The sequence below is a fragment of the Desulfitobacterium sp. PCE1 genome (assembly GCF_000384015.1).
Classification (GTDB): domain Bacteria; phylum Bacillota; class Desulfitobacteriia; order Desulfitobacteriales; family Desulfitobacteriaceae; genus Desulfitobacterium; species Desulfitobacterium dehalogenans.
Genome location: NZ_KB913023.1, coordinates 1,424,993 through 1,450,575 on the forward strand (window position 1 = coordinate 1,424,993; position 25,583 = coordinate 1,450,575).

30 protein-coding genes and 2 pseudogenes are annotated in these 25,583 nt (G+C 40.8%); 27 read left to right on the forward strand and 5 right to left on the reverse strand.

Features of this window, described 5'->3' with window-relative positions; translation table 11 throughout:
- The first annotated feature begins 25 nt into the window (after positions 1-25).
- From DESPCE1_RS0107060 to DESPCE1_RS0107075, 4 genes and pseudogenes are all read left to right on the forward strand, one after another.
- Positions 26-508: a pyridoxamine 5'-phosphate oxidase family protein gene (locus DESPCE1_RS0107060; RefSeq protein ID WP_019849961.1), complete on the forward strand. Its 483-nt coding sequence runs from the start codon at positions 26-28 to the stop codon at positions 506-508.
- 180 nt (positions 509-688) lie between these two features.
- Complete coding sequence (locus DESPCE1_RS23465; RefSeq protein WP_019849962.1) at positions 689-1,075, forward strand: hypothetical protein; 387 nt, start codon at positions 689-691, stop codon at positions 1,073-1,075.
- 27 nt (positions 1,076-1,102) lie between these two features.
- Positions 1,103-1,534, forward strand: a pseudogene (locus DESPCE1_RS21175) (ABC transporter permease); the annotation flags it as partial.
- Positions 1,535-1,628: 94 nt separating this feature from the next.
- A complete protein-coding gene (locus DESPCE1_RS0107075; RefSeq protein WP_019849964.1) occupies positions 1,629-3,023 on the forward strand; it encodes a L,D-transpeptidase family protein in 1,395 nt (464 codons plus the stop codon).
- A 132-nt stretch (positions 3,024-3,155) separates the two neighbouring features.
- Here DESPCE1_RS0107075 and DESPCE1_RS0107080 read toward each other — a convergent pair whose 3' ends face one another.
- The gene (locus DESPCE1_RS0107080) at positions 3,156-3,389 is read right to left on the reverse strand and encodes a DUF1659 domain-containing protein (RefSeq protein WP_014793417.1); all 234 of its coding nucleotides are present in this window, start codon (positions 3,387-3,389) and stop codon (positions 3,156-3,158) included.
- Between the two features lie 78 nt (positions 3,390-3,467).
- Here DESPCE1_RS0107080 and DESPCE1_RS21180 point away from each other — a divergent pair.
- From DESPCE1_RS21180 to DESPCE1_RS0107100, 4 genes and pseudogenes are all read left to right on the forward strand, one after another.
- Positions 3,468-3,770 (forward strand): annotated as a pseudogene (locus DESPCE1_RS21180) (DUF3102 domain-containing protein); the annotation flags it as partial.
- A gap of 217 nt (positions 3,771-3,987) precedes the next feature.
- The gene (locus DESPCE1_RS0107090) at positions 3,988-4,725 is read left to right on the forward strand and encodes a MerR family transcriptional regulator (RefSeq protein WP_019849966.1); all 738 of its coding nucleotides are present in this window, start codon (positions 3,988-3,990) and stop codon (positions 4,723-4,725) included.
- A 107-nt stretch (positions 4,726-4,832) separates the two neighbouring features.
- A complete protein-coding gene (locus DESPCE1_RS0107095; RefSeq protein WP_014793420.1) occupies positions 4,833-5,408 on the forward strand; it encodes a TetR/AcrR family transcriptional regulator in 576 nt (191 codons plus the stop codon).
- Positions 5,409-5,548: 140 nt separating this feature from the next.
- Positions 5,549-7,324: an oleate hydratase gene (locus tag DESPCE1_RS0107100; RefSeq protein WP_019849967.1), complete on the forward strand. Its 1,776-nt coding sequence runs from the start codon at positions 5,549-5,551 to the stop codon at positions 7,322-7,324.
- Positions 7,325-7,433: 109 nt separating this feature from the next.
- On the opposite strand, the gene DESPCE1_RS23975 is transcribed toward DESPCE1_RS0107100, so the two are convergent.
- A complete protein-coding gene (locus DESPCE1_RS23975; protein ID WP_084813888.1) occupies positions 7,434-7,631 on the reverse strand; it encodes a sigma factor in 198 nt (65 codons plus the stop codon).
- A gap of 39 nt (positions 7,632-7,670) precedes the next feature.
- Here DESPCE1_RS23975 and DESPCE1_RS0107105 point away from each other — a divergent pair, with 39 nt between their 5' ends.
- The 15 genes from DESPCE1_RS0107105 to DESPCE1_RS0107180 all read left to right on the forward strand — a co-directional run bounded on the left by DESPCE1_RS0107105 (position 7,671) and on the right by DESPCE1_RS0107180 (position 21,262).
- On the forward strand, positions 7,671-8,411 hold the full coding sequence (locus DESPCE1_RS0107105) for an SDR family oxidoreductase (RefSeq protein ID WP_014793422.1): 741 nt from the start codon (positions 7,671-7,673) through the stop codon (positions 8,409-8,411).
- Positions 8,412-8,864: 453 nt separating this feature from the next.
- Positions 8,865-10,457, forward strand: a complete 1,593-nt coding sequence (locus DESPCE1_RS0107115) for a diguanylate cyclase (RefSeq protein WP_019849969.1) — start codon at positions 8,865-8,867, stop codon at positions 10,455-10,457.
- A 66-nt stretch (positions 10,458-10,523) separates the two neighbouring features.
- Entirely contained in the window at positions 10,524-11,282 is a 759-nt protein-coding gene (locus DESPCE1_RS0107120) for a class I SAM-dependent methyltransferase (protein ID WP_014793425.1), read from the forward strand.
- Positions 11,283-11,439: 157 nt separating this feature from the next.
- Positions 11,440-11,781 carry a GIY-YIG nuclease family protein gene (locus DESPCE1_RS0107125; protein ID WP_019849970.1) on the forward strand — a complete coding sequence of 114 codons (342 nt, stop codon included), beginning with the start codon at positions 11,440-11,442 and terminating at the stop codon, positions 11,779-11,781.
- 2 nt (positions 11,782-11,783) lie between these two features.
- The gene (locus DESPCE1_RS23200; protein ID WP_033422384.1) at positions 11,784-12,896 is read left to right on the forward strand and encodes an AAA family ATPase; all 1,113 of its coding nucleotides are present in this window, start codon (positions 11,784-11,786) and stop codon (positions 12,894-12,896) included.
- A 68-nt stretch (positions 12,897-12,964) separates the two neighbouring features.
- The gene (locus tag DESPCE1_RS23205; protein ID WP_242835373.1) at positions 12,965-13,981 is read left to right on the forward strand and encodes a nitric oxide reductase activation protein NorD; all 1,017 of its coding nucleotides are present in this window, start codon (positions 12,965-12,967) and stop codon (positions 13,979-13,981) included.
- A 32-nt stretch (positions 13,982-14,013) separates the two neighbouring features.
- Positions 14,014-14,631, forward strand: a complete 618-nt coding sequence (locus DESPCE1_RS0107140) for a helix-turn-helix domain-containing protein (RefSeq protein ID WP_019849971.1) — start codon at positions 14,014-14,016, stop codon at positions 14,629-14,631.
- Positions 14,628-15,539, forward strand: a complete 912-nt coding sequence (locus DESPCE1_RS0107145; RefSeq protein ID WP_019849972.1) for a PhzF family phenazine biosynthesis protein — start codon at positions 14,628-14,630, stop codon at positions 15,537-15,539. Before DESPCE1_RS0107140 ends, DESPCE1_RS0107145 begins: the two co-directional genes overlap by 4 nt.
- A gap of 76 nt (positions 15,540-15,615) precedes the next feature.
- Positions 15,616-15,924 (forward strand): hypothetical protein, encoded by a 309-nt coding sequence (locus DESPCE1_RS0107150; protein ID WP_019849973.1) that lies wholly within the window; start codon positions 15,616-15,618, stop codon positions 15,922-15,924.
- Positions 15,925-15,992: 68 nt separating this feature from the next.
- Entirely contained in the window at positions 15,993-16,859 is an 867-nt protein-coding gene (gene menH, locus DESPCE1_RS0107155) for a 2-succinyl-6-hydroxy-2,4-cyclohexadiene-1-carboxylate synthase (RefSeq protein WP_019849974.1), read from the forward strand.
- A 300-nt stretch (positions 16,860-17,159) separates the two neighbouring features.
- Positions 17,160-17,642, forward strand: a complete 483-nt coding sequence (locus DESPCE1_RS0107160) for a pyridoxamine 5'-phosphate oxidase family protein (protein WP_019849975.1) — start codon at positions 17,160-17,162, stop codon at positions 17,640-17,642.
- A 192-nt stretch (positions 17,643-17,834) separates the two neighbouring features.
- Positions 17,835-18,860 carry an energy-coupling factor ABC transporter permease gene (locus DESPCE1_RS0107165; RefSeq protein ID WP_019849976.1) on the forward strand — a complete coding sequence of 342 codons (1,026 nt, stop codon included), beginning with the start codon at positions 17,835-17,837 and terminating at the stop codon, positions 18,858-18,860.
- A 55-nt stretch (positions 18,861-18,915) separates the two neighbouring features.
- Entirely contained in the window at positions 18,916-19,683 is a 768-nt protein-coding gene (locus DESPCE1_RS0107170; RefSeq protein ID WP_019849977.1) for an energy-coupling factor transporter transmembrane protein EcfT, read from the forward strand.
- An 8-nt stretch (positions 19,684-19,691) separates the two neighbouring features.
- On the forward strand, positions 19,692-20,459 hold the full coding sequence (locus DESPCE1_RS0107175; RefSeq protein WP_019849978.1) for an energy-coupling factor ABC transporter ATP-binding protein: 768 nt from the start codon (positions 19,692-19,694) through the stop codon (positions 20,457-20,459).
- On the forward strand, positions 20,456-21,262 hold the full coding sequence (locus tag DESPCE1_RS0107180) for an MBL fold metallo-hydrolase (protein ID WP_019849979.1): 807 nt from the start codon (positions 20,456-20,458) through the stop codon (positions 21,260-21,262). The genes DESPCE1_RS0107175 and DESPCE1_RS0107180 overlap by 4 nt, the downstream gene beginning before the upstream one ends.
- Here the strand turns inward: DESPCE1_RS0107180 and DESPCE1_RS0107185 are convergent.
- The gene (locus DESPCE1_RS0107185) at positions 21,259-21,585 is read right to left on the reverse strand and encodes a helix-turn-helix domain-containing protein (RefSeq protein WP_014793435.1); all 327 of its coding nucleotides are present in this window, start codon (positions 21,583-21,585) and stop codon (positions 21,259-21,261) included. The two genes, DESPCE1_RS0107180 and DESPCE1_RS0107185, sit on opposite strands and share 4 nt — an antisense overlap.
- Before the next feature lie 131 nt (positions 21,586-21,716).
- On the opposite strand from DESPCE1_RS0107185, the gene DESPCE1_RS0107190 reads away from it, so the two are divergent.
- A complete protein-coding gene (locus DESPCE1_RS0107190; protein WP_019849980.1) occupies positions 21,717-22,250 on the forward strand; it encodes a nitroreductase family protein in 534 nt (177 codons plus the stop codon).
- Positions 22,251-22,343: 93 nt separating this feature from the next.
- Here DESPCE1_RS0107190 and DESPCE1_RS0107195 read toward each other — a convergent pair whose 3' ends face one another.
- Entirely contained in the window at positions 22,344-23,318 is a 975-nt protein-coding gene (locus tag DESPCE1_RS0107195) for a DapH/DapD/GlmU-related protein (protein ID WP_019849981.1), read from the reverse strand.
- A gap of 20 nt (positions 23,319-23,338) precedes the next feature.
- Positions 23,339-23,674, reverse strand: a complete 336-nt coding sequence (locus tag DESPCE1_RS0107200) for a helix-turn-helix domain-containing protein (protein WP_019849982.1) — start codon at positions 23,672-23,674, stop codon at positions 23,339-23,341.
- Between the two features lie 123 nt (positions 23,675-23,797).
- On the opposite strand from DESPCE1_RS0107200, the gene DESPCE1_RS0107205 reads away from it, so the two are divergent.
- The 3 genes from DESPCE1_RS0107205 to DESPCE1_RS0107215 all read left to right on the forward strand — a co-directional run bounded on the left by DESPCE1_RS0107205 (position 23,798) and on the right by DESPCE1_RS0107215 (position 25,553).
- Positions 23,798-24,493, forward strand: a complete 696-nt coding sequence (locus DESPCE1_RS0107205) for a pirin family protein (protein ID WP_019849983.1) — start codon at positions 23,798-23,800, stop codon at positions 24,491-24,493.
- 31 nt (positions 24,494-24,524) lie between these two features.
- Positions 24,525-24,803 carry a GNAT family N-acetyltransferase gene (locus tag DESPCE1_RS0107210; RefSeq protein WP_019849984.1) on the forward strand — a complete coding sequence of 93 codons (279 nt, stop codon included), beginning with the start codon at positions 24,525-24,527 and terminating at the stop codon, positions 24,801-24,803.
- Positions 24,804-24,989: 186 nt separating this feature from the next.
- Complete coding sequence (locus DESPCE1_RS0107215) at positions 24,990-25,553, forward strand: TetR/AcrR family transcriptional regulator (protein WP_014793441.1); 564 nt, start codon at positions 24,990-24,992, stop codon at positions 25,551-25,553.
- The last annotated feature ends 30 nt before the right edge of the window (positions 25,554-25,583 follow it).

Below are 25,583 nucleotides of genomic sequence, written 5' to 3' on the forward strand. Positions count from 1 at the left end.
GATGGGATGAAGAGAGGAAATACTAATGTTTAGAGAAATGAGAAGAAGTAAGCAATTATTATCAAGGGAAGATACTGTGGCTGTAATGGACAGATGCACAAATGGCGTCCTGGCGTGCTTAGGTGATGAAGATTATCCTTATGCTGTTCCCCTTAGCTATGTTTATTTTAATGAAAAAATCTATTTTCATTCAGCAAAAGCTGGACATAAAATCGATGCTATTGCGAAGAACCCGAAGGTGTCTTTTTCAGTAATAGATGAAGATACGATAGTAAGTAAAGAATATACGAGCTATTTCCGCAGCGTTATAGCTTTTGGCAAAACAAGAATTGTAGAAGGTGATGAATGGCTGGAAGCTTTTAAGGCTTTGGTTGAAAAGTATTCAGGGGATCAGTCTGAAGAAGCCAAACATAAAGAAATAACCGGATGTACCCGAGCTCATCTTATTGCCATTGATGTCGAACACATAACCGGCAAGGAGGCCATTGAATACGTCAAAGCTAAGTAGCCATACCCAGGGCTGGTGTGGACATCTTAGAAGAAAAGAGGGGTAATATGGCTGTTAAGAAGGTGTTTTGCCTTTTCCGGAGGGCAACAATCTGACTCAGGAACGATAGGTGGATTTGAAATAGTAGAAGCGCGGAAAGACGAAAAAGAAATCTTCTATACACTTGTGGGAAACCATGATTTGAAACAGAATCAAAATGTTATGGTAAAAATCGATAGGGACAAAAGATATCGATTGATGAAACTATATTTTGCGGCTGAACTTGTTTTAGAGCTGGTTTATCAGGGGTATGACCATCCTGAAAAAATCGGTGCAAACATCACGAAAGAAAAAGCCAGGGTGGATTTCTTTTGGAAGGGGAATATTTCGGAGATCTTTCCTGAGCTTATGAGCAAAATAAACCAACTCATTGATTCCAACCTGGATGAAAAGAAACAATTTGGGGCGGTGGCAAGGAAAGAATTGAAATTTACCTGCAAGCCTAATGACTTCGAAAAATTATTGTGGAAAATCCCTGGGGTATTAATCAAAATAAAAGTCTGTCATCAAGGAGCAATCAGGTCTTGATGGCAGACTTTTTATCGACTTGAAGATATGGCGGGAACGCTGATTGTTGGGTTCTTCATGGGCATTACTCTACCGATCCCCCAGCTGTTGCTGATTTTGGCGCTATCCCCCTTAATCTGTCTTTCGGCCGGGGCGTTGGCCATAATTCTGATTGGGCTGATTCAAAACAGAAAGACTGCGAACATGGCAGTTATGATAATCATCATGCCGCAAATGTTTTTGTCGGGCGCGATTATCCCCATTAATCATTCCAGCGGGGTTTTGCAGGTTTTGAGCCGGATGATGCCCATGACCTACTGCCTTGACTTGGTGCGGGCGGTGGTGTATAGGGGCACACCGGAATATGGCAGTGTGGTGATGTTGAATCCGGCTGTCAATTTTGCCGCCATTGTCGGATTGACGGTGGTTTGCTTGGTCATCGGCACCTTCTTCTTTGCCAGGAGTGAGAAGAATCGATAAAAGACAACATCATAAATCTAAAGTTCGGGTTTTAAAATCGGTAACACCAACATATAATCGTTTAAGTATAACTTTGATAGCAGGGAAAGCGGGTATGAAAAGTATTAGGACAAAAAAGATTTTTAAGAATAAGGTTCCAGAAAGTATCCTGATTCCGGTATTTTTCATTGTATTGATCTATTTGCTTTTTTTATTATATTTTGTGAACCATTTTTTCTTTAATACAGTTATAAATGGGGTAGACCTTTCCTGCAAAGCACATAAAGACACGGACCATGTGGTAAGGAATTACGTAAAAAACTATAAACTGCAATTGATAGAAAGAGATGGTGAGACAGAAGAAATAACAGGGCAGGCCATACAGATGCAATACAATAAAGATAACGGCATTCCTGAAATATTACGTAAGAAAAAGCCGCTTACCTGGGGGAGTTCATTGTTTAAAAAACAAAAATATTATGTAAAGGATCTGTTTATTTATAATGCAAATGCTTTGGATAGTAAAACAAACAATCTGAATTGCTTGCAAAAGGATATGATTGAGCCCAGGAGTGTTGATTTTAAGTACTTGAACGGCTCCTATGCACTGATTAAAGAAGTACAGGGAAATAAGATATTGAAAGAAAAATTGTATGAAGCTATAAAATTGGGCATAGCAAACGGAGATTTAAAATTAGATATAAATGAAAAGCTTTGCTATGAAAATCCAAAGCATACCGTAAATTCCGGCAAAACCCAGGAAACATTATCTTTGTTGAATAAGTATGTATCCACAAATATAAATTATAAGTTCGGTAGTGAAAATGAGATACTGAATGGAGAAAAAATAAATGAATGGCTTACTGTAGATGAAAATTTAGATGTGGCAATCAGCAAAACAGAAGTCATGAAATATTTAAAAGAATTAAGCAGAAAATATAATACGGTCGGGATCAAAAGAAATTTTAAAACATCCGTAGGCAAAACAATAGAGGTTGAGGGCGGGCTTTATGGATGGAAAATTGACTTGGATGCTGAAGCCAAAGCATTATTGGAACATATAGATCTTGGTGAAACAATTGAAAAAGAACCTGTCTATGCTCAAAAGGCCTTATCCAGGGGTGTAGATGAAATCGGCGGCACTTATGTAGAGATTAATATAACCAGACAGTATTTATGGTTTTATAAAAATGGAAAGCTTATTACCCAGAGTCCTATCGTAACGGGAGATCCCAATAAGGGAAATGCCACGGTGACCGGAACTTTTATGCTTAATTATAAACAAAAGGGCGCAACCTTAAGGGGAGCAAATTATTCAGCTCAAGTAAGCTATTGGATGCCGTTTTTCGGGAATATAGGAATCCATGATGCTGGATGGAGGCATTCTTTTGGAGGACAGATCTATAAAAACAATGGAACCCATGGCTGCATAAATACACCGTTGTATGTGGCAAAAGCGATTTTCGATAATATAGAAGAAGGAATCCCGATTATTAGTTATAAAGAATAAGGCGCAGTAAATTTCTCACTTTCCCCGAAACACTCCGAATATATAACTGATTTGATGTAACCAATAAATCTGACATTGGGAAAGGGGCTGTGCGAAAATTTCGACACAGCTCCTTTCAGGTTGGAGAGGGTGTTATCCCTCCGGTTCTTCCACTAACTCCGTACTATCCTGTAGAATCACGGCAGTGAGCGGATGATCGGAGAGGCTGAACAATGCGACGGCAATGTCGTGGAGGTCTGCATGATCAGCATCGGGCTTCACGTGTTTTAAGCCCATTTGTCTGATTCGGGGAGCGCCGGCAGGTGTCAGCCCGTCTTCATATTTCAACACTAAGGTTGAAGTCAACGGCTTGCCAATGACAGCCACTTCTTTTTCCTCCTTTCTTGATCCAGAGGCCGATAGGCTCGGCATGGTTGTATAGTGTATGGAGTTGCTTGTACTATGGTTACTGTTGGGAGAGTCCTCACGCTTGTCTGGGGCTATGGGGAGTGGATCAAATGGCTGACTGAGTCGGTGAGTTGCTCTCGGAGCACAGCCAGTAGATTGATGAAGATCTTCCGGGAGTACGGGCTGGAACTCTCTTCAGTTGATGGGGAAGGGGGTTCAAATGGTGCACCGGTGCACCATTTGAACTACACTCAGGGGCTCATCCTTTTTGGGATCCCGGTAGAGGAACGGGAGCAATTTATAGAGGATAATGATGTGGGGAGTATGAGCAAGCGGGAGCTGCAGCAGACAATTAAGGAGTTCTTTAGGGATTTTATAAAAGGGCAGATGGGTAACCATCTTTGGGGAAGGAAAAGTTATATTCCGAACCCGGCTATGTTTTTTATTGAAAAACACTTGACTCCAACCTAAGGACACACCTTAGAGTTATATTCGAGCCAATGAATTGGAAAAAAAAACAGGGAGGTGTTTTGAATGAAGGCAGGTAAGTCTATACTTAATAACGAGGTGAAGTCAAGTGTCCTATACAGTACATGAAGTAGCTGAACTTTCTGGTGTAACCATTAAGACATTGTACCATTATCAAAAAATTGAGTTACTAATGCCGGAAAGGGTAGCTGAAAATGGTTATCGCTATTATGGTCATAAGGAATTAAAACGATTGCAACAGATTTTATTTTATCGTGAGTTGGATTTTTCTTTGGAAAATATAAAGAACGCATTAGACAATGAATCGGATCGGCTGAATTGTCTATACGAACAGTATTCACTGTTAAAAGCAAGAGAGCAAAGGCTTGCCAACATTTTGCGTACACTGGAGGAAACAATCCAACATGAAAAGAAAGGAGTACCTATGAGCAAGGAAAAGTTGTTTAACGGATTAAACCAAAAGGAATGGGAGGAAACTATTGCTTATCAGAATGAACATTTGCAGAAAGAATACGGCTATGAGATTGATACAAGTGAAATCGATGCGGAGGTAATGAACCCAAAAGCCAGTGAAGCCGTTGAATTTATGTCCTTTATGGCAGCCTCACTGAAGAATGGCGTAAGCGCCAATGACAAAAGTGTATTAGATGCCATGGAGAAGCATATTAAGTTTATGCAGCAGGATATGAACATTGATGCAATGGGTTTTGCAGCTCAAACCAGATTTTTAATGACGGACGATTTTCACAAGGAAATGATGGAGGGGCAGCAGACAGGATTAAGCTATTATATCTGCTTTGCAGCAGAGAGTTACGCGGCTAAATAAAAGGGGGGATGTTCATTTTAAAACGAGTACAATGGTAGGATTGAAAAGGAAATTTTGATTATGATATAGGGCATAGTATGAATTGGCTCCAGGAAAGGGAATAGAGCATGTCACAAACAACCAAGCGGGCATTGGAAGAATCCTTGAAGAGAATGCTTTTAAAAAAGCCGATTAATAAAATCACAATTTCGGATATTACGGAGGATTGCGGGATCAACCGTATGACATTTTATTATCACTTTAAGGATATCTACGATCTGGTGGAGTGGTCTTGTATAGAAGATGCCAGAAAAGCACTTGACGGTAAGAAAACATATGACACCTGGCAGCAAGGATTCCTGCAGATTTTTCAAGCAGTTTTGGATAATAAGCCCTTCATTCAGAATGTGTATCAGTCGGTCAGTCGGGAACAGGTAGAAAACTATCTGTATACCCTTACTCACAATTTATTGATCGGAGTGATTGAAGAAAAAGCTGTGGGGATGGAGGTTCGGGATACAGATAAGGAGTTTATTGCTAATTTCTATAAATTTGCCTTTGTCGGTCTGATGCTGGATTGGATCAAGGACGGAATGCGGAAAGATCCGCAGCAGATTATCGACCGGCTCAGCATCCTGATTGAGGGAGATATTACAAGAGCCTTGAACAAGTATCGCATTGATAAAACTCATCAAACACCCTAATATGATAAGAATCTTTACATTTTGAACGCCATGATAAAACTTTTATCATGGCGTTTTTATTGATTATAGTAAATTTGGTTATAGAGAATAGAATTAAAGACACAAGAAGCTTAAATAACAACACAGACGGAGGTATGACTATGTATTATTCCAGTGGAAACTATGAAGCATTCGCACGCCCTGAAAAGCCCGAAGGAGTCGACCATAAATCCGCTTATATTGTCGGTTCCGGACTGGCTGCTCTTGCAGCAGCGTGCTTCCTTGTCCGCGATGGACAAATGAGCGGGAAAAGGGTTCACATTATTGAAAAGGACCCGATCCCCGGCGGCGCCTGCGATGGCTACCAGTATGATAACCTGGGATATGTGATGCGCGGCGGCCGTGAAATGGACAACCACTTTGAGTGTATGTGGGATTTGTTTCGATCTATTCCATCCATCGAGACTGAAGGGGTCAGCGTCCTTGATGAATACTATTGGCTCAATAAACGCGACCCGAACTTCTCGCTGATGCGGGCTACCGTCAATCAAGGGGAAGATGCTCACACCGATGGTAAATTCGGCCTCTCTGACAAGGGAGCTATGGAAATCATGAAGCTCTTCTTTACACCGGATGAAGATCTATATGATAAGCGAATCAATGAGATCTTTGATGATGAAGTCCTGAATTCAAATTTTTGGCTGTACTGGCGCACCATGTTTGCGTTTGAGAACTGGCACAGCGCGCTGGAGATGAAGCTCTATATCAAGCGATTCATTCACCATGTAGGCGGTCTGCCGGATTTCACTGCCCTTCGCTTCACAAAATACAACCAGTATGAGTCCATGATCCTGCCGATGATCAAATATCTGGAAGCCAATAATGTTCAGTTCCATTACAATACCAAAGTCGTGAATGTGGAGTTCGACATCCAGAAGGATAAAAAGATTGCCAAACGCATTGCAGTCATCCGGGATGGCAGCAAGGAAAACATCGATCTTACCGAAAATGATCTGGTTTTTATCACCAATGGCGGATGTGTTGAAAATTCCTCCTTGGGTGACCAGAATCATCCCGCCCCTTTCAATAGGGAGATTAAGGAAGGCGGGGGCTGGGATATGTGGCGTAAGATCGCGGCACAGGACCCAGCCTTTGGACACCCGGACAAATTTTGCTATGACCCGGAGCAGAGCAACTGGATGTCCGCGACCGTGACGACGCTGGATGACCGTATTCCTCCTTATATCCGGAAAATCTGCCAACGTGATCCTTTCAGCGGCAAGGTGGTTACCGGAGGTATCGTCACCGCTAAGGACTCCAACTGGCTCCTTAGCTGGACATTTAACCGTCAGCCTCAGTTCCGCAGCCAGCCCAAGGATCAACTGGTAGGATGGATTTACGGACTGTTCAGCGACAAACCCGGTAATTATGTGAAAAAGACCATGCGTGAGTGCACTGGTAAAGAGATCTGCATGGAATGGCTGTACCATATGGGAGTGCCTGAAAACCTGATCGAGGATATGGCAGAACACAGCGCCAATACCGTGCCCTGCATGATGCCCTATATCACCGCCTTTTTCATGCCCCGCAGCGTGGGAGATCGTCCTGCCGTTGTACCGCAGGGTAGCGCGAACTTTGCATTCCTTGGGCAGTTTGCCGAAACGGTACGGGATACCATCTTTACAACGGAATACTCTATCCGTACCGGTATGGAAGCTGTCTACACTCTGTTAAATATTGACCGCGCTGTGCCGGAGGTCTGGGGAAGCACCTATGACATCCGTGATTTGCTGAATGCGACCGTCCAACTGCGCGACGGCAAAAAAATCACGGAGATGGATCAACGCCTGATCGAAAAACTGGCACTCAAAACACTCCTTAAAAAAGTGAGCGGCACCGATATCGAGAAGCTATTGAAGGAATATCATATCATCTGAGATTATCCATGTAACTATTAAGAGGAAGTTGTCAAATTGATGGCTTCCTCTTGCTATCGGCTTAGAAGTCCCATAATGTTATTTTTATAGTAATTGTCGCAATCTCCGATCACTTTTTGAGCCTTTGGGGCGGGATGGCATTCCATACACCAAGATAAGCATCGTTGATACACTCGTCAGCATCCTCGTGATTTGATAAAATATGATAAGCAATACTTTTAGAAAATCGCCCGTATTTTTTGCTGGTTACCGTGATATGGGAAGGGTCTTCATTTATATATAGTTGATTTTGGAGGTTAGTGCAAATAGGTAACTAATCATCCATTAATGAGAGGAGAAACGTCATATGCAAAGAGGTGTTATCCTAACCGGAGGAGGACATGGCATAGGAAAACAAATCTGTTTGGATTTTTTAGCGGCAGGCGATAAGGTCTGCTTTATGGACTTTGATGAAAAACATTCTAGTGAATTCGCGGCTCAACATACAGATTTGTTTTATTATTGTGGTGATGTCGCCAACCCCGAAAGATTGAAAGAGTTTGTTGATTTTGCAATGGAAAGGCTGCAGAGAATTGATGTACTAGTAAACAATGCTTGTAGAGGCAATCACGGAATTTTGTCCGACTTGGATTATAATGGATTTGATTATGTGCTGTCGGTAGGACTAAAAGCGCCCTATGAATTAAGCCGCCTGTGTAAAGATGAACTCATCAAAAACCGTGGTCGCATTATCAATATTGCGTCCTCAAGGGCTTTTCAATCTGAACCTGATAGCGAAGCTTATGCAAGTGCAAAGGGCGGTATCGTTGCTTTAACGCATGCTTTGGCCATTTCCTTAGGTCCTGATGTGTTGGTTAATTGTATCGCACCCGGATGGATCAATGTTAGTGCACAGGAGGATTACACTCAAACTGATAAAGCTGCCATCCCGGCAGGTAAGGTCGGAAATCCAAACGATATTTCAAGCATGGTTATGTATCTTTGCAATCATGATTTTCTGACAGGGGAAACCATCACGATTGATGGCGGAATGAATAAGCGAATGATCTATCACGGTGACTGGAATTGGCAGTATCATACCGACTAATGTCAAGAAAAGACTGAGTTCATGACTTTAGCAATGAAATGTTGAAAATGATGATCCTTTTCAACATTAACATGGCGACAATGTTATTCATTCTTATTTTAGGTCATCTTTTGACAGGCGCACTTATCATTGTTTATGCTTTCATGATACTGAAAAACAATTACACCGCTTTACTTATTGTTTGTATCATCATATTTATTGGAGCAACAGCCTATGGTTTCCCGGATAATATCAGAATACTATTTGCGTCCTTGATTGGAGCCAATTGCCTATTTGTTGATTGACATAGACGATTTTAAAGAAATCAATGCACAAGGAAAGAACTGTTGCCTAAACTGGGCGGAGATATAAAAAACATGTGGAATGCCTTTAATCTTGATCATTGTAAGTCTATAATGGATTAGATGAGAGACAGATGGACTACATTTTAGCAGCAAAGGGAGGGGAGTCCGAATGTTGCAATATATTATATTTTCAATCGTTTATGGTATTATGATGTTTATCTGGAGTTTTGTCTATTTAAACAAAAGTAAAGATAAAATCAATCAGGCTTTTTTAGTTTTTTTAAGTGTAATCATTGTGTGGATGATTTTAAGTATAAGCAATGGCAGTGATGATATTTCAACGTTCGGACTGATCATCAAAACATTATATTTTTACAGTATGTTGAATATGTCCATTGCTTTTCTACTGTTTGTCTATCAGTTTATTAAGAGAAAGTTAGATCGATTATTTTATATAGCAGTAACAATCAACACCCTCACTATTTTATCCAGATATCTGTTTCCGATCGATTATTCAGACCCCACATTCTGGCGCTTAAATACTCCGGTGGTTGCGCCTGTCATGTCTCTGATATTCAGCCTTCCGGCTATATTTGCCTTGTTTCTTCTTATACAGCACTATAGATTAACAAAGGACTGTAAATTGAAAGCCCAATTAAGGAATTTATTTATCGGTACTGGTTTGGCATGCTTGATTTCTATAATATCTGAATACATTCTGCCGACCTGGTTTGGTTTGGATACGCATTTGTTTCTAATGTATTTTGCAATTCTTATCTTTGTAATGTATATTTTTGTCTCAATAATAAAGTGTAAATTTTTGAATATACAGTCTGACTATATTTATAGAAAATTATTTTTAAACTCCAATGATGGAATTATTATAGTCAATAGAAATTCTAAAATTATCAGTATTAATAATTTGGCAAGAGAAATATTGCAGAATGAAGATATAGAATCAGGGGATAAAATTACTAACTTTATAAAAGAGTATGATTTTGAAGTTAATTATAAACAGTATGAGGTAACTATAGTAGCTGACGGTCGGGAAAAGTACCTTTCTATCACACAGCATACAATAGATCCTGAGGATCAGGATTCTGAAAAATTACTGATGATCAACGATATAACCGCTGCAACATTAAAACTAAAGCAGGAAAAAGAAATGCTGATGGAAAGAACGTCAATTGATCAACATACAGGTTTGTTTAATAAACAATATTTTATTGACAATTACTGTATGGAAGAGACGGAGTTAACCGATAGAAAATTAGTTTTACTGTTCATGGATATAGATGATTTTAAATCAATTAATGACTTTCACGGCCATTTAGTGGGGGACAGTATCCTAAAATCTGTGGCAGAATGTATTAAAGATGAATTAAGCAGTAATGCAAAAGGAATAAGGTTTGGCGGGGACGAGTTTGTTGTTATATTTGAAAATGCTGAGATAAATGAGGTATATGGAGCCGCAGAGAGGATAAGAAATAGGGTATATGCCCTTGATTTTTCGAAGCACTATGGAAATTTGAAAATATCGCTGAGTATCGGTTTGGTTGAAGGTGCGGCTCCGGTTAAGGAGCTGATAGTTAAAGCGGACAAGGCTATGTATAATTCCAAAAGCAGCGGAAAGAACAAGACGACCATATTCTCTGATTGTTATAACGAAAGCTCGATTTTGACTGCTTCCTTAAAATATTATCTTAAACAGGAGCATATGTTTGGTGATTCAATAGATAACAGCAAAATTGCTGATACATAATCCGGGAGGAAAGGCCGTGATGACCTGCGAAACAGGCGCAACTGGGACAGAAAGGTGGATAAAAAGATGCTGAGCTATTATGGCAGATTATCTTCTGAAGTATATGATATGGATAAGCCTATCGGTCATTCTTTTGGAGATGTAGAATTTTATGCCAATCGATTAAAGTCGTGTGAAGGGCCTATTCTTGAACCTGCAACAGGAACTGGCCGTATATTAATTCCACTTTTAGAAAAAGGATTAAATGTTACTGGATTTGACAGTTCAAAAGATATGCTCAATATATGTCATAATCATTGCAGGAAAAGAGATCTGAATCCGAAACTTTTCGAGGCCAAGATGGAGTCTTTTTCACAAGATGCAAAATATGATGCGATTATCGTGCCGACGGGAACATTTCTTCTGCTGCATAAAAGAGCAGATTCAATAAAAGCATTACAAAACTTTTTTAAGCATTTATCGAATGGCGGCCGATTAATTGTTGATATATTTTTACAAACGGATTTTTCAATAGGTACAGTTTCTACAAAAACTTGGAAGTGTTCTAATGGTGATATCATTACATTAGAAAACAAAATTGTGGAAGTCGACTCTATAAATCAATATACTATTTCTCATGGACGATATGAAAAGTGGCGTGAAGGGGTACTTCTGCAAACAGAATTGGAATATTTCCCATTGCGCTGGTATGGAGTGGAAGAGTTTCGATTAGTACTTGAAAGTATAGGTTTTAAAGATATTATGATTTCTTCAGATTACAGATTGGGACACTATCCATCAGATTCTGAACAGATGATTACGTTTGAGGCTGTCGCTATTCAATAAAATTGGAGTTGCTTGGGCATAGCTATGTGACTATGCTCTTTTTGTTTTCGAAATAAAGAGTGGAACATCCTGAATCAGCAGACCACATTGTATAGTCTACGGAACGTGGATTGTCTATTTGAAACTAGAGGATTATGCTGATTATGAGGTGAAAAAAATGGACAGAAAAAAACAACTTCTGATGAAGTATAAATATAGGAAACCTGAGATGGGGATCATTTCGTTTCTATGTATTCCAACAAAGGAAAGCTTTATTGGTTTTTCACAGGATACTAAAGCCTATATCAACAGCAATTGTTTTAAGCTGGGGGCAAATCTGCACCGTAATTCTGAATTGCAGAAGTTGTGGAATCAATATGGGGAATCTGCTTTTGAAACTGGGGTTTTGGAAGTGTTGCCTTATGATGAAAAGGATAAGGAAAAAGAAGATTACACCAAGGAATTGGAAGGAATGTGTAACCGCTACCTTAGAAATATGGAGAGGGCAAGGAGGATTTAAGAATGGATCAATGGCTTCTGTCTCCTGGCAGAAGGTTATCGGAAGAAGAGCAGACTCTTGTTTGGTGCAAGCCCTCCTCTCATAAGGACAGTGAGGAAGAAATCAGAATTTGTAATGAAGTAAAGCGTAACTGGAATCAAGGTGAAATGAAAATCGCCAATATACTTTTAGAAGGCGATGCCGGCTCAGGCAAAACGCAACTGGCCAAAGCCCTGTCCGCCAACTTCGGACTGCCTTATACCAAAGTGACCTGCTTTGCCGATATGGATAAGTCGGATATCATCGGCGCAATTCTGCCGGTTCTATCTGATGAACAGCAAGAAAGTATGGGTCGTGAAGAAAAAGAAGCACTCAAGGCTTTATATCAAAGTGACAATTTGTCTGCTGCTGTCGGGATATTAGTCAAGACCCTTGGCATCACGGAGAAGCAGGCAGGGGTTAGAATAAGGCAGATGGTAAAAGTCCTTGAACAGCTGCCGCAGACGGAAAATGTCAAATACCGTTTTTACCCTTCTGAAATTGTTCGGGCATTCCGGAACGGTTATCTTTTAGAGATACAGGAACCAACAGTAATCCGGGATGCGGCAATGCTGATGGCCTTAAATTCGGCACTGGAACCCGATGGGATCATCAATTTGCCGACTGAAATTATCCATCGGCATCCCGATTTTATTGCGGTGATTACCACAAACAGGGGCTATAATGGTTGCCGCCCCTTGAATGAAGCCTTACGTGACCGTATTCAGCACGCTGAAAGAATGGATATGCCCTCTATAGAGGTAATGATAGAGCGGGCTATTGCAAAAACAGGCTATACAGACCGGTATGTTTTGTCTGTGCTGGCAAATGCAATTTTTGTGCTTGATCAGACAGCGAGGGCAAATGCCATAAAAGGTGTGGCGGGCATGCGCTCCTATTTCTACTGGATCGATGCTGTTGCTTATGGAGCTGATGTAAAAGAGTCTCTTTATCATAAGGTAATTTATAAAATCACTACCGACCCGGACGAAATTCGTATTTTGGAAGAAGCATTAAACGTACAAGGCATCACTTCAGAGCTGAATGATATCAATAGTAATAGAAATGTAAAAAAAAACATGATTCCGACGTCATAGAAATCCGTATATGGGATGACGGCCAGACTTCCGGAGAGGATGATCCGGAAAAGGATGATAATGCTGTCATGCTGAGGAAGTCTGCCAACAGTGAGGGACAATCAAATAAAGTATCGGAAGAAACACAAAACACCCGAAACTCTGATTTGGGTGAATACGGAAACCCAAACTACCATCAAATGAATTCCTGTGACCAGGAAGATAAACGCAAAAAGCAGGAGTTCCGGAAACAATTGAACCAGGATGCCCGCAAGACACTGGTCGGGACAATCCATCAGGGGATTAAGCCTATTGTTCACCGTCCTGAGGCTATCTTGCAGCAAAGAGAAGAATACTATCGGCTGTCTTCAGAGATCATGCCGGTTATCCGGGAGCTTGTGAGAAAAGCAAAGCCACTATTGGAGCATGAGGTAGCGGTGGATTTTGCCAGGCACCATGTTTATGGAAGTAGATTTCATGCCGAAAGCATAGCCTCAAAGGATTTTCGCTACTTTGCCAAGAAGCGGCCTCCGGAGGAAGCTCCATCCCTGGCGGTGGCATTACGGATTGACGAATCGGCGTCCATGTCTGCATTTGGACGGCTGGATGCAGCGAAAGGTGCTGCTATTGCTGTATACGAATTTTGCGAGCAGTGTGATATTCCTCTGCTGATCTATGGTGATACGGCAGACCGCTCAAAAATGGAGCAAATGTCGGTCTACGCATACAGTGACTTTTCGAAAAAAGAAGCCGATGACCGCTTTCGCTTGATGCATATTCAGGGCAGAAGCAATAACCGTGATGGTCTGGCGTTACGGATTCTGTCCGAGAAGCTGCTGACCGCCCCAAAGCAGACCAAATTGCTAATAAGCATCAGTGACGGGCAGCCGAAGGCAACCCCTGATTATACCGGCAGCTTTGCTGTCGAGGATGTGCAAAATACCATAAAGGAATATAGCCGGAAGGGAATCACTTTTATAGCGGCTGCTATTGGGCAGGATAAGGATATAATCAGTCAGATTTACGGGAAAGACCGATTTTTGGATATTACTAATTTGAATCATCTGCCCACACAATTGGTAAACATGATCACACGTTATTTATGAGTCCAAGTTCAATCGACAGGGGGGAGTGAAAGATGGACTGTGCTAAAGTAGGAAAGCTGATATTACATCTGCGCAAAGAACGGGGCCTTACCCAAAAAAATGTTGCTGATGCCTTAAACATCAGCAACAAAACTGTTTCAAAATGGGAACGTGGACTTGGATGTCCGGATATTTCCCTTTTGGCAGAACTATCCGAGGTCTTAGGAGCGGATATGGAAAAGATGCTGGAAGGGGAACTTGATCCCAACAGGCCAGATAATGGGAACATCAACAGAATACGCTTCTATGTCTGTCCAACTTGCGGCAATGTCCTAACCAGCTCAAATAAAGCATCGATTTCCTGCTGCGGCAGAAAGCTGGTGCCCCTGGTGCCAAAGGAACACTTGGAGCATCATGTGATGACCGTAGAGGAAATCGATATCTACAATTATATATCCATGGATCATGAAATGAAAAAATCACATTTTATCAGATTTATCGCCTATGTGGGACCCGATATGGTTCTCTTAAAACGACTTTATCCGGAGCAGAGTGCCAATATCTATATTCCGGTTATGGGACGTGACGGAAAACTTTATGGCTTTTGCAGCCGGCATGGGCTGTGGGTACAGTCTATGCATCCTAAAGAAGGAGCTGCTTATGATGAATGATAAAAGGGGATGAGAGTTTGTTAGAAAAAAATAATATAATAAATGTTCTTCACTATGAGGCATTCTCTGATATTCCTAACAAAGGGAATCCCGCAGGGGTAGTCTTTGATTCAGACAGGCTGACTGAAGAGCAGATGCAGAGTATAGCAAAAAAAGTGGGCTTTAATGAGACCGCTTTTTTATTAAAGTCAAATAAAGCAGACTTGCGCATACGCTATTTTACGCCGGGGCATGAAATGAATTTATGCGGACATGGTACTATTGCATCAATTTTTGGACTGATGAAAAGAAATAATACTACGTCCTCAAGGGATTTGAGCATCGAGACATTGGCAGGAATCCTTAATGTTCATTATGATCATGAACAACAGGAGATTAAAATGACTCAAGCACCGGCTGAATTTAAGGAGTTTCACGGGGATTTAGACCAGTTGGCAGATTCTATTGGACTATTAAGTGAGGATATTGCTTTGGAGTTACCAGTTGTTTATGGGAGCACAGGTATCTGGACTTTAATTCTCCCGATTAAGAAGCTCGATGCTTTCTTACGTATGAAGCCGGACAATAGAAGATTTAAAGAGATTTTAACTCAAATACCGACTGCTTCAATCCATCCGGTATGTCTGGATACATTCGATAAAACGTGTAGAATGCATGGCAGGCATTTTTCAGCTTCACATTCAGGAACCATAGAAGATCCGGTTACAGGTACTGCCTCCGGGGTAATGGGCGCTTACTATATATCCTATATTGAACCTTCTAATCAAGCGGAATTTCTCATAGAGCAGGGAAATGAGATAGGGCGGAAGGGAATAGTCAGGGTATACGTGGAAAAAAAGAACTCACTAATCAATGTTAGTATATCGGGAAAAGCGGTATACATGGGAGATATTCTTATAGAGTATTAAATTAATAACGTAAAATTATTTAACAAAAACTCATTATGGCTATGAACCGGACTTTGCCCCGGATGGATGCACTTTGATGATCTGCAGCATTAACCAATTTCATTCCGACTATGATCGATGGGATGCCCTTGCTGAAGATCCCAAGTCCTATCGCCGGGAAAAATCGCGAATTGGAGAAGCGGTCATTCAGGCAATAGAAGCACGTTTTCCTCATATGAAGGGAAAACTTCGCTTACTGGATGTGGCTACTCCGAAGACCTATGAACGGTACTGCAACGCCTATCGGGGGGCGTTTATGTCATTTTTACCGATGGTTGGCGGGATAATGATGTCCCATACTGGGCGTATCAAAGGTTTGCAAAATGAAAAAACAGCCGTTTATTAGTTGATAAACGACTTCCCGCAAGGAGTAAGCTTCCACAGATACGAATTCTTAATTTCGGAGGGAACAACATGGGAGTCTTTGCAGAAGATTCAGCGCGTATTACTAATCCACAACATCGGACAAGTAGGTTAATTACGATTGAAAATCTTAAATACTACACGGAAGTAAAGGGCTTTGGGCAACCGATAATCTGTTTTCATGGTTTTGCCGAAAACTTAAGCACCTGGGAATTTATTCAACTGAATGACTGTCAAATGGTGCTTGTGGATTTGATCGGACATGGTCACAGCGAAAAGCCCCATTCTCCTGAACCTTATAGCTTGCCCAACCTTCTACGGCATCTCCATGAACTGATTGACCATTTAGGATTCACAAGGTACTTTTTGCTGGGCTATTCCATGGGTGGACGTATTGCCTTAGCCTATGGGTTAGCTTATCCGTCGGAAGTTCAAGGGCTGATCCTTGAGAGTTCATCTTATGGTGTATGCCATGTGGATAGTAGGGCTCGGCGGCGGCAACAGGATGTTTGGCTAGCCGAAGCGATTCAAGAAAAGGGGGTGGAGTGGTTTAACCAGTACTGGTCTAACCTCGATCTTTTTGCTTCCCAAAATCAATTGCCCCAAGAAATCCGCTCTAAAATCAACGCAAGACGCCTGCAGAATGCACCTCATGGACTTGCCAATACTCTGCTGGGAAGCGGACAAGGGATATTCCCCTGTTTAAAAGATCAAATCACGGATTTGTCTATACCGACTCTGTACATCAATGGGGAATACGATGAGAAGTATAAGAAAATTGGGCAAGACTTTATTAAGCTAAACCCCCAAATAAAGAGAGAAATTATCCCTGGCGTAGGACATAATTCCCATATTGAGAATCCCGCTGCTTTCCAGGAAGCAGTCAATGGCTTCTTAGGAGGATTACTTAGTTCTTAAGATGACGAGGGTCAGCGTCCTCTCCTTCACGATATAGTGGGAGTGAGGACGCTCTTTTTTAATAGTATACAGTAATTTTTCAGCTCATTTTCAGTCAAGAATCAGGCCCAATTCAGTTTAAAGTGATATGATAAAGAAGAATAATACCTATCCTCCTTTCGGATACCCCGGGGAAATGCATCCTCGGGTTTTTTTTTATACTGAAATGATTGAATTTTTTGAACGAAAATTATCTATCTGTGCTACAATAAATCTTATTAGGATATAACGATACGATAATTATAGAAGGAGAATCCTTTTTTGGATAAACGAGAAATTATGTTTAAAGAGATAAGAAATAAAAAAAGACAATTAAAACTTGAGGAAGCCAAGGAACTGCTGATTAACGGTGAATATGGAATTTTGGCTACAAACGGTGAAAATGGCTACAGCTATGCCATTCCGTTAAATTACGTCTATGTCAATGATAAGATATATTTCCATTGCGCAATTGAAGGCCATAAGCTGGATAACATAGCACTGAATAATAAGATTTCCTTTTGTGTTGTAGGAAAAACCGAATTGGCTCCTGAAAAATTCACTTCAAAGTATGAAAGCGTGTTAATCTTTGGAAGAGCCTTTATTGCCGATGAAGATGAAAAAAAGAAAGCTCTGATTGGACTTATCAATAAATATTCCTCGGGCTATGAAAAGCAGGGGGGAAAATATATTGACAGGTCTATTCAAGATACATGTGTTGTTAAAATAGAGATTGACCAAATAACTGGGAAGGCAAACAGGTAATAGAAGATTCAGCCCTATATCCCTATCCGGGGGATACCTTACAGAAAAATACCCCGATTTGCTTAGATGGCATACTTAAATTCCCAATAAAGATAAATAATGCATTAATTATCCCCCATACAGGCTTGTGGCATGATAAAACATCATATATCCTTTGTAATAATCAAATTTATGAAAAAGGAGAAAGAGATTATGCATATGGCAGATGCTCTGATTTCACCTGCGGTTGGTGGAATAATGCTGGTTGCCACCGCTGGCCTAGCCACTTACTCAATCAAAAAAGTCCAAAATGATTTGGACGACAAAAAAGTTCCTTTGATGGGAGTCATGGGCGCCTTTATATTTGCATCCCAGATGATTAATATTTCGATACCGGCAACGGGATCGAGCGGTCATATTGGGGGTGGTATGCTGCTGGCGATCTTACTTGGCCCCTATGCGGGATTTTTAACAATGGCTTCTATTTTACTTATACAGGCGCTGTTCTTCGGAGATGGAGGACTGCTTGCCTATGGATGCAATGTATTCAACCTTGGATTTTATACGTGTTTTATAGCGTATCCTCTGATTTACAAGTGGATGACTCGAAAAGAACTTACTTCCGGCAGGATAGTTGGAGCTTCGATGCTTTCAGCTATTATTGGTTTGCAGTTAGGCGCATTTAGTGTTGTGTTGGAGACCTTGTTTTCTGGGAAAACAGAATTGCCTTTTCATACTTTTATCCTATTGATGCAGCCGATCCATTTAGCAATTGGAGTTGTTGAGGGGATTGTGACAGCGGCGATCGTAACCTTTGTTTGGAAGGCACGGCCGGAGATCCTTGAACGCAATGCCGCAGGCGACCCCATTGGCAATATCTCAATCAAAAAGGTACTGACGGGGATTTTGGCAGGGGCGCTCATTATTGGTGGATTTGTATCCTGGTTTGCATCTTCAGATCCGGACGGGTTGGAATGGTCCATGGAACGAACTGCTGGAACAGCCGAGTTAGAAGTTTCAGACAGTGTCTATGATACATTGGCCAATATACAAAGCAAAACGGCATTTTTACCGGATTATAGTTTTAAGTCGGCAAGTGAAGCGGATTCAAACAGTTATGCAGGAACCAGTATATCTGGAATTGTGGGCGGAGCGTTGACTCTTGGCTTGGCAGGATTGATTGGTTTGCTTATAAGTATATTTAAAAAGAAGAACCGAAGATTGAAGGGTAATAAATGAAGGGGGGAGGGCGGAACTGACCGCCCCTTTTCGATTAGGAGAAGGAAATAGTGATATGTCAAAAATTGTGGATTCGATCTATAATGTAAGACTACTGGATGACTTGGCTCGCAAAGACACATCCATACACAGGATACCTCCAGTCATAAAGATTCTAACAACAATCGTCTATTTGATTGTTGTTGTGTCATTTGATCGATACGAGATAAGCGGACTTCTACCGTTTGTGTTCTATCCTATGATCCTTATTCTTCTGGCAGAATTACCGGCAAAGCCGATCTTTAAAAGGTTGCTTATGGTGGAGCCGTTAATCATTGGTATTGGGATTCTGAATCCGCTGTTTGATCCAAGAGGGTGGATTACTTTTGTATCGATCATGATTAAATGCGGACTGACTGTAACCGTATCCCTGATTTTAGTAGCAACGACGGGCATGGACAGAATCGCGCAAGCTTTGAGAGCTTTGAAAGTGCCGAGTGTTTTCGTGCTGCAGCTGCTTCTGACATTTAGGTATATTTCTGTCTTGATGGAGGAACTCGCAAGAATGATGAGGGCTTATTCCCTGCGTGCCCCTGGGCAGAAAGGGATCCGGCTGAAAGATTGGGGTTCTTTCGCCGGACAACTCCTCCTTCGTACCTTCGATAGAGCTCAACGTGTTTATGATTCTATGAAGCTGAGGGGGTTTGAGGGAGAGTATCCTATGGGATGCCAATCTAACATTTTATTTAAGGATAGTATCTATCTAGGAGCCTGGAGTTTGTTTTTCATTATAGCAAGAGTCTACGATATACCTGTAATGATCGGTTCGTTGTTTGGGAGGTGAGTTAATCGATGAGTGATCATGAACTTGAAGTAAAAAACCTTCATTTTTCATATCCGGATGGTCATGAAGCCATCAAGGATATTTCTTTCACAATTTATCGGGGTGAATCTGTGGGCATCATCGGCGCGAATGGGTCTGGAAAATCGACGCTTTTGTCGTTGATTATGGGGGTTCTTTTTCCTGACAAGGGGGAAGTGAAAGTCGGAGATGTTACCGTCACGAAAAAAACGTTATCGACGATTCGACAGAGAGTAGGGATGGTGTTTCAGGACCCGGATGATCAGCTCTTCATGACCACTGTCTTTGATGATGTAGCGTTTGGACCTAGAAATTATCATCTGGACGAAGAGGAAGTTAAAATCAGAGTCGAAGAAGCGTTGGCCATGGTTGGTATACCTCATTTGATAGAAAGAGCGCCCTTTAAGCTTTCGGGTGGGGAGAAACGGGCTGCGGCAATCGCCAGTGTACTTTCAATGAAGCCGGATACGTTGATCATGGATGAACCCACAACAGGTTTAGATCCAAAATCAAGGCGCAGATTGATTAACATCTTGAACGGTTTTAATCAGACAAGGATTATAACCAGCCATGATTTGGATATGGTCTTGGAAACATGTGAACGTATTTTAATTATAAAAGACGGTGAAGTTGCGGCGAGCGGCACAACGTCAGAGATTTTAAAAAATGGGGAATTGTTGGAGCAATGTGGATTGGAGATCCCTCTTTCCTTGCATGATTGTCCAGTGTGTGGAACGATGAAAGGGGGAAAGAGATGAAACTAAAGATATTGGTTGATAATAACACCCTTATAGATCACTATTTTTTGGGTGAGCCGGCGGTAAGCTATTATCTGGAGATTGATGATAAGCGTATCCTGTTTGATACGGGATATTCAGAAGTGATTTTGAAAAATGCTGAAGCCTTGCGAATCGATTTGAGTCAACTCACCCATATTGTTTTATCCCATGGACATAATGATCATTCCAACGGATTGAAAATTCTAAATGAAAGCATGGATATGTCAAAGGTGAGCTTAATTGCCCATCCCCATTGTTTTATTCCTAAGTACGATGGGGAGGAATACATTGGAGCACCTTATACAGAAAAAGAAATTCAAAAGAAGATGCATTATCACCCGAGTATTAAGCCCTATGCCCTATCGGAAAATTGCCTGTTTCTTGGTGAAATTCCCCAGATTATTGATTTTGAAATCAATAATTCTATAGGCAAGCAGAAGATGGGTCAGGAATGGTACGATGATTATGTTATGGACGATTCGGCACTGGTATGTAAAAGCTCAAAAGGACTTTTTATATTGACGGGGTGCTCTCATAGAGGAATTTGCAATATCGTGGAGTATGCCACAAAGGTCTGTGAAGACCATGGAATTCTTGGTGTTTTGGGAGGGTTTCACCTATTTGAGACGGATGAGCGTTTAATGAAAACAATCCATTATTTTGAGGAGCGCCATATCGAACAGCTCTATCCTTGTCATTGTGTATCCTTGAAAGCCAAGGCCAAAATGATGGATAAACTGAATGTCAATGAAGTGGGCGCCGGACTGGAAATTTCTATTTAATTATTTTTCATAGAATTCCGGCCCCATTCAGACATCAATTCCAGAATGGGAATAAGGGTTTTACCTTTTTCAGTGAGAGAATACTCCACCTTGGGAGGGACTTCATTATATTGCTCACGATGAATTAAGCCATCCTCTGCCAATTCTTTAAGCTGGTTGCTGAGTGTCCGATGGGCGATGGGCTGTAATTCATCCCGCAATTTGTTATAGCGTATGATGTTTAGCTTGTATAATTTGTATAAAATCAGCCATTTCCATTTGCCGTCCATTTTCGTAATGGTATAGTAGATCGGACAGTTGCCGTATTTACTCTCAAAATCCATGATTGAACCTCATTACTAACAAAAGGGATAGTATATAACAAAAATGTTCATACTTGTATTTCTGGTTATAAGATATACAATTTATCATGTAAAGTCAATTTAGCTTCGATAATGAACTGGAGGTTCAGGGTATGGACTTTTTAGAATTAGCAAAAAGCAGATATTCAGTAAGGAAATTCAGCACCAATCGGATTGTGGAAGAGAAATTAAGCTTAATATTGGAGGCCGGTAGGGTGGCGCCTACTGCGGTAAATCGTCAGCCGCAACGGATACTCGTTCTTGAAAACGAGGAAGATCTGGCTAAACTAAAGCCCTGTATCCCCTATCGCTTTCAGGAGACATTGGCTTTGTTAGTTTGTTATGATAAAAATGAAAGCTGGAAAAGATCATTTGACAACAAAGACAGCGGGGAGGTTGACGCAAGCATTGTCGCAACCCACATGATGCTGGAGGCCTATAATTTAGGCATCGGTTCCACCTGGGTGGGACACTTCGATCCGCAAGTCACAAGAGAAATGTTTCGAATTCCACAAAATATTGAACCGGTGGTATTGCTATTGCTAGGGTATCCGAGCCACGAGTCATCGCCCAATCCAAATCACTATAAACGCTTGGATAGAGCTCAGACGGTTTATTATGGATCTTTCCCTGAAGTTGAAAAGTAATCTAAACGCTTATAGCCTATGATAAAAGCCAGAGTTTTGTTTGCCCAAACAAAACTCTGGCTTATTTGTCGCAGAGTAGCCTGTCCGGTATTATTATGCTAATGCCCAAGGAGGTCTTTTCTGGATTTTCGTATTTTCGCCGATACTTTGGGCAGGGAAGCCTTCTATGATTTGGTTATCATCAAAAACACTTCTCTGTTTAACCAGGCTGCCGGATTTAACCAAGGTATTTTTGCCTAATTTGCTGTAGTCACAAACGATTGAGCCGGACTCTACGATAGTGTTTGAACCAATCGTTGTGCCATGAATGATGCAGCCTGGACCAATAGTGACATTATCCTCAATAATCAATTCATTGTCAGGCAATAAATGCAAGACTGAGTTTTCCAGTATTTGAACATTATCGCCGATTCTTACAGGACCGTGTGAGTTACCAATGATTTTTACACCTGAAGCGATTAATGAATGGTGCCCTATTGTAACATCCCCTGTAATTTCAGCTGAATCATAGATAAAAGCAGATTCAGAGACTATGGGATACTTGGCACCATATTCATATAATTTCCCCATTTTTTCACTTTCCTTTGCCTCGTTATGGATGATATGTTCTATGTAGGTGCTCAGTGAAATATCGTTGCCTCTCATTCTGGAGATCATATTTTTATCTTCCTGAGTCAGCTTTCTTATTATTTTGCCTGGTCTTCCCACAACTACAGACTCATCAGGAATAACACAACCCTCCGGAATGATGGTTCCTTCTCCGAATATACACATATTCCCTATTTTTGAGCCCGGAAGAAAAATAACACCATTTCCGATTTCACATAGATCACCGACTTCTGCGCCAATAACGATACTTTTATGACCAAAAATAGTCTTACCGCCTACTTTCAATGGGTGCTCAGGTGTTCCGATCAAGACGGAATTTTCAAGAATCCATGACGAATTGCCAAGGGTTATGGAATCATTGATGGAACGGAGAATGGAACCCTGAGCGATATAAACATTATTCCCCAGTCTTATCTTGCCGATTAACCTTGTTGAATCGTCAATTTTCAAATTGAGCATAACATACCTCTTGTATAGATTTATTTTTCATTCTCTTTGAAATGATGTTTGCCCCATTTACTTATACTTTCCAAGATGGGAAAAAACGATTCCCCTAAACTGGTAAGAGAGTACTCAACCTTAGGGGGTATCTGTGAATAGGCTTTCCTATGGATAAAGCCGTCTGCTTCCAGTTCTTTAAGCTGTTGGCTTAACATTTTATGGGTGATGTTGTTCAGAGATTTTTTGATTTCACCGTAGCGCATAACCTTCTCTTGAGACAAATGCCATAAGATAACCAACTTCCACTTGCCTGCTATTAAATTCATGGTGTATTCGATGGGGCAGCTATAGTTTACTTCGTTTTTGTTACCCATTCTATCTCTTTCCTTTTATATAGTATCCTACTAAAAAGTGCATACTTGTACCAGGCATTGTTTTTGATACTATTATAGCATAAGGGGAGAATAAAGAATGAAACATTGGAGGGAAACATTCACATGTTAAAAAGAATAGATCATACTAAAATGGGAAGCAGTGATTTAGGCTGGCTGAAAAGTAAGTTTCACTTTTCATTTGCAGACTATTATAACCCATCCAACCTTAATTTTGGGACGTTGAGAGTCATCAATGATGATTTGGTAGAGGCAGGTACAGGATTTGATACCCATCCCCACCGGGATATGGAGATTGTATCCTATGTTGTGAATGGGGAGCTGACCCATGGTGACAGCATGGGCAATAAAAGAACATTATCCCGGGGGCATGTCCAGTATATGAGCGCTGGGACAGGAGTATTGCACAGCGAGCACAATTTTGGAGAAGAGCTATTAAGATTTCTTCAAATATGGATTATCCCTAATAAGAAAGGCTGTGAGCCAAACTATGGGGACTATCTATTTGACTGGAATGACAGGAAAAACAAATGGCTTCATATTGTTTCTTCTATAGAAGGCAACGCTCCCATAAAAATCAATCAGGATTCCAATTTATTTGCCTTGGAATTAGATAAGGATCAGGAAATAGATTTTAAAGTAGGTAAGGACAGACAGGCCTATTTAGTGCAGATAGAAGGAAGTTCTGATATAAACAGTATCGTTTTGAATATGCGAGATGCCTTGGAGATCACAGAAGAAGATATCAAAATAAAAGCACTGGAAACGTCGCATTTTCTTGTGGTGGAAATGAAGAAATAAGTCGGTCATACTATGTTTGGGAGGTGTTCCAATGTTAGAAATAAAAAAAGGAACGAAAAGTTTTTATATAGGGGATTCGGAGGAGAATCCATTGGCAGAAATGACATATGTTCTTTCCGATGATCATCTTATTATCATTGATCGCACCTATGTCTCCGAAGAGCTAAATGGTCAAGGGATTGGTAAACTGCTGCTTAAAGAACTTGTGGATTGGGCGCGGAAGGAAAATAAAAAGATCAATCCCATTTGCCCTTATGCAAAGGCACAAATGGAAAAGAACCCAGAACATCATGATATGATCTACAAATAACTGTGGAGACAGGAACGGAATAGCGCTAAATAGCGATCCCGTTTTTTAATTTCTATGTTTATTGACTTATATGAAAAAGGGAGATATAATTTAGGTAACTGATGAGTTACTAACTCCTCAGTTACCTACTCGCGAGTTACTCAATTCGAAATGATCGAAAAAATTAATAATAGTAAGGAGAACAAATTGAGTTCTAAACCAAAGCAAAGACCGGATACCAGAGAACTGCTTTTAAAGGCTGCGATTAAAGAATTCTCAGAAAAAGGATTTGAAAAAGCAAGAATATCCGATATTGTGGCTTCCGCCGGTTATTCCCAAAGAACGTTCTATATTTATTTTGAAAGTAAGGACGCCATTTTTAAAGAGTTATTGACGGAGTGGGAAAAACGGTTAGCGAATAAATTTGATATCGAAGATGAGAAGGATTATAAGCAAAATATTTTAAACCGGTGGATTCAAATCATTGAATTCATGGCCCAGGACCCTGAGTATTCCAAGGCAGTATACTTTAAATCCCCTTATTTTGAAGAAACCAGGCAGCATATTTTTGAACATTTGATGGGAATATTGATTAAGGAACAAAGCCATGGCTTTTTGAGAACAAGCGTAGCGGTTGAGATCCTGGCCGAATCAATCCTTTCAGGTATAGAAGGGATAGCCTATCGGCATGTGATTAACAAAAAGGAGACGGATATTCCTAAGCTGGCGGAACAGATGGTGGATATTTATATCTATGGAGTGGGGATTTAATCCTTTAGCTATTACGTAAGAAGAGGTGGG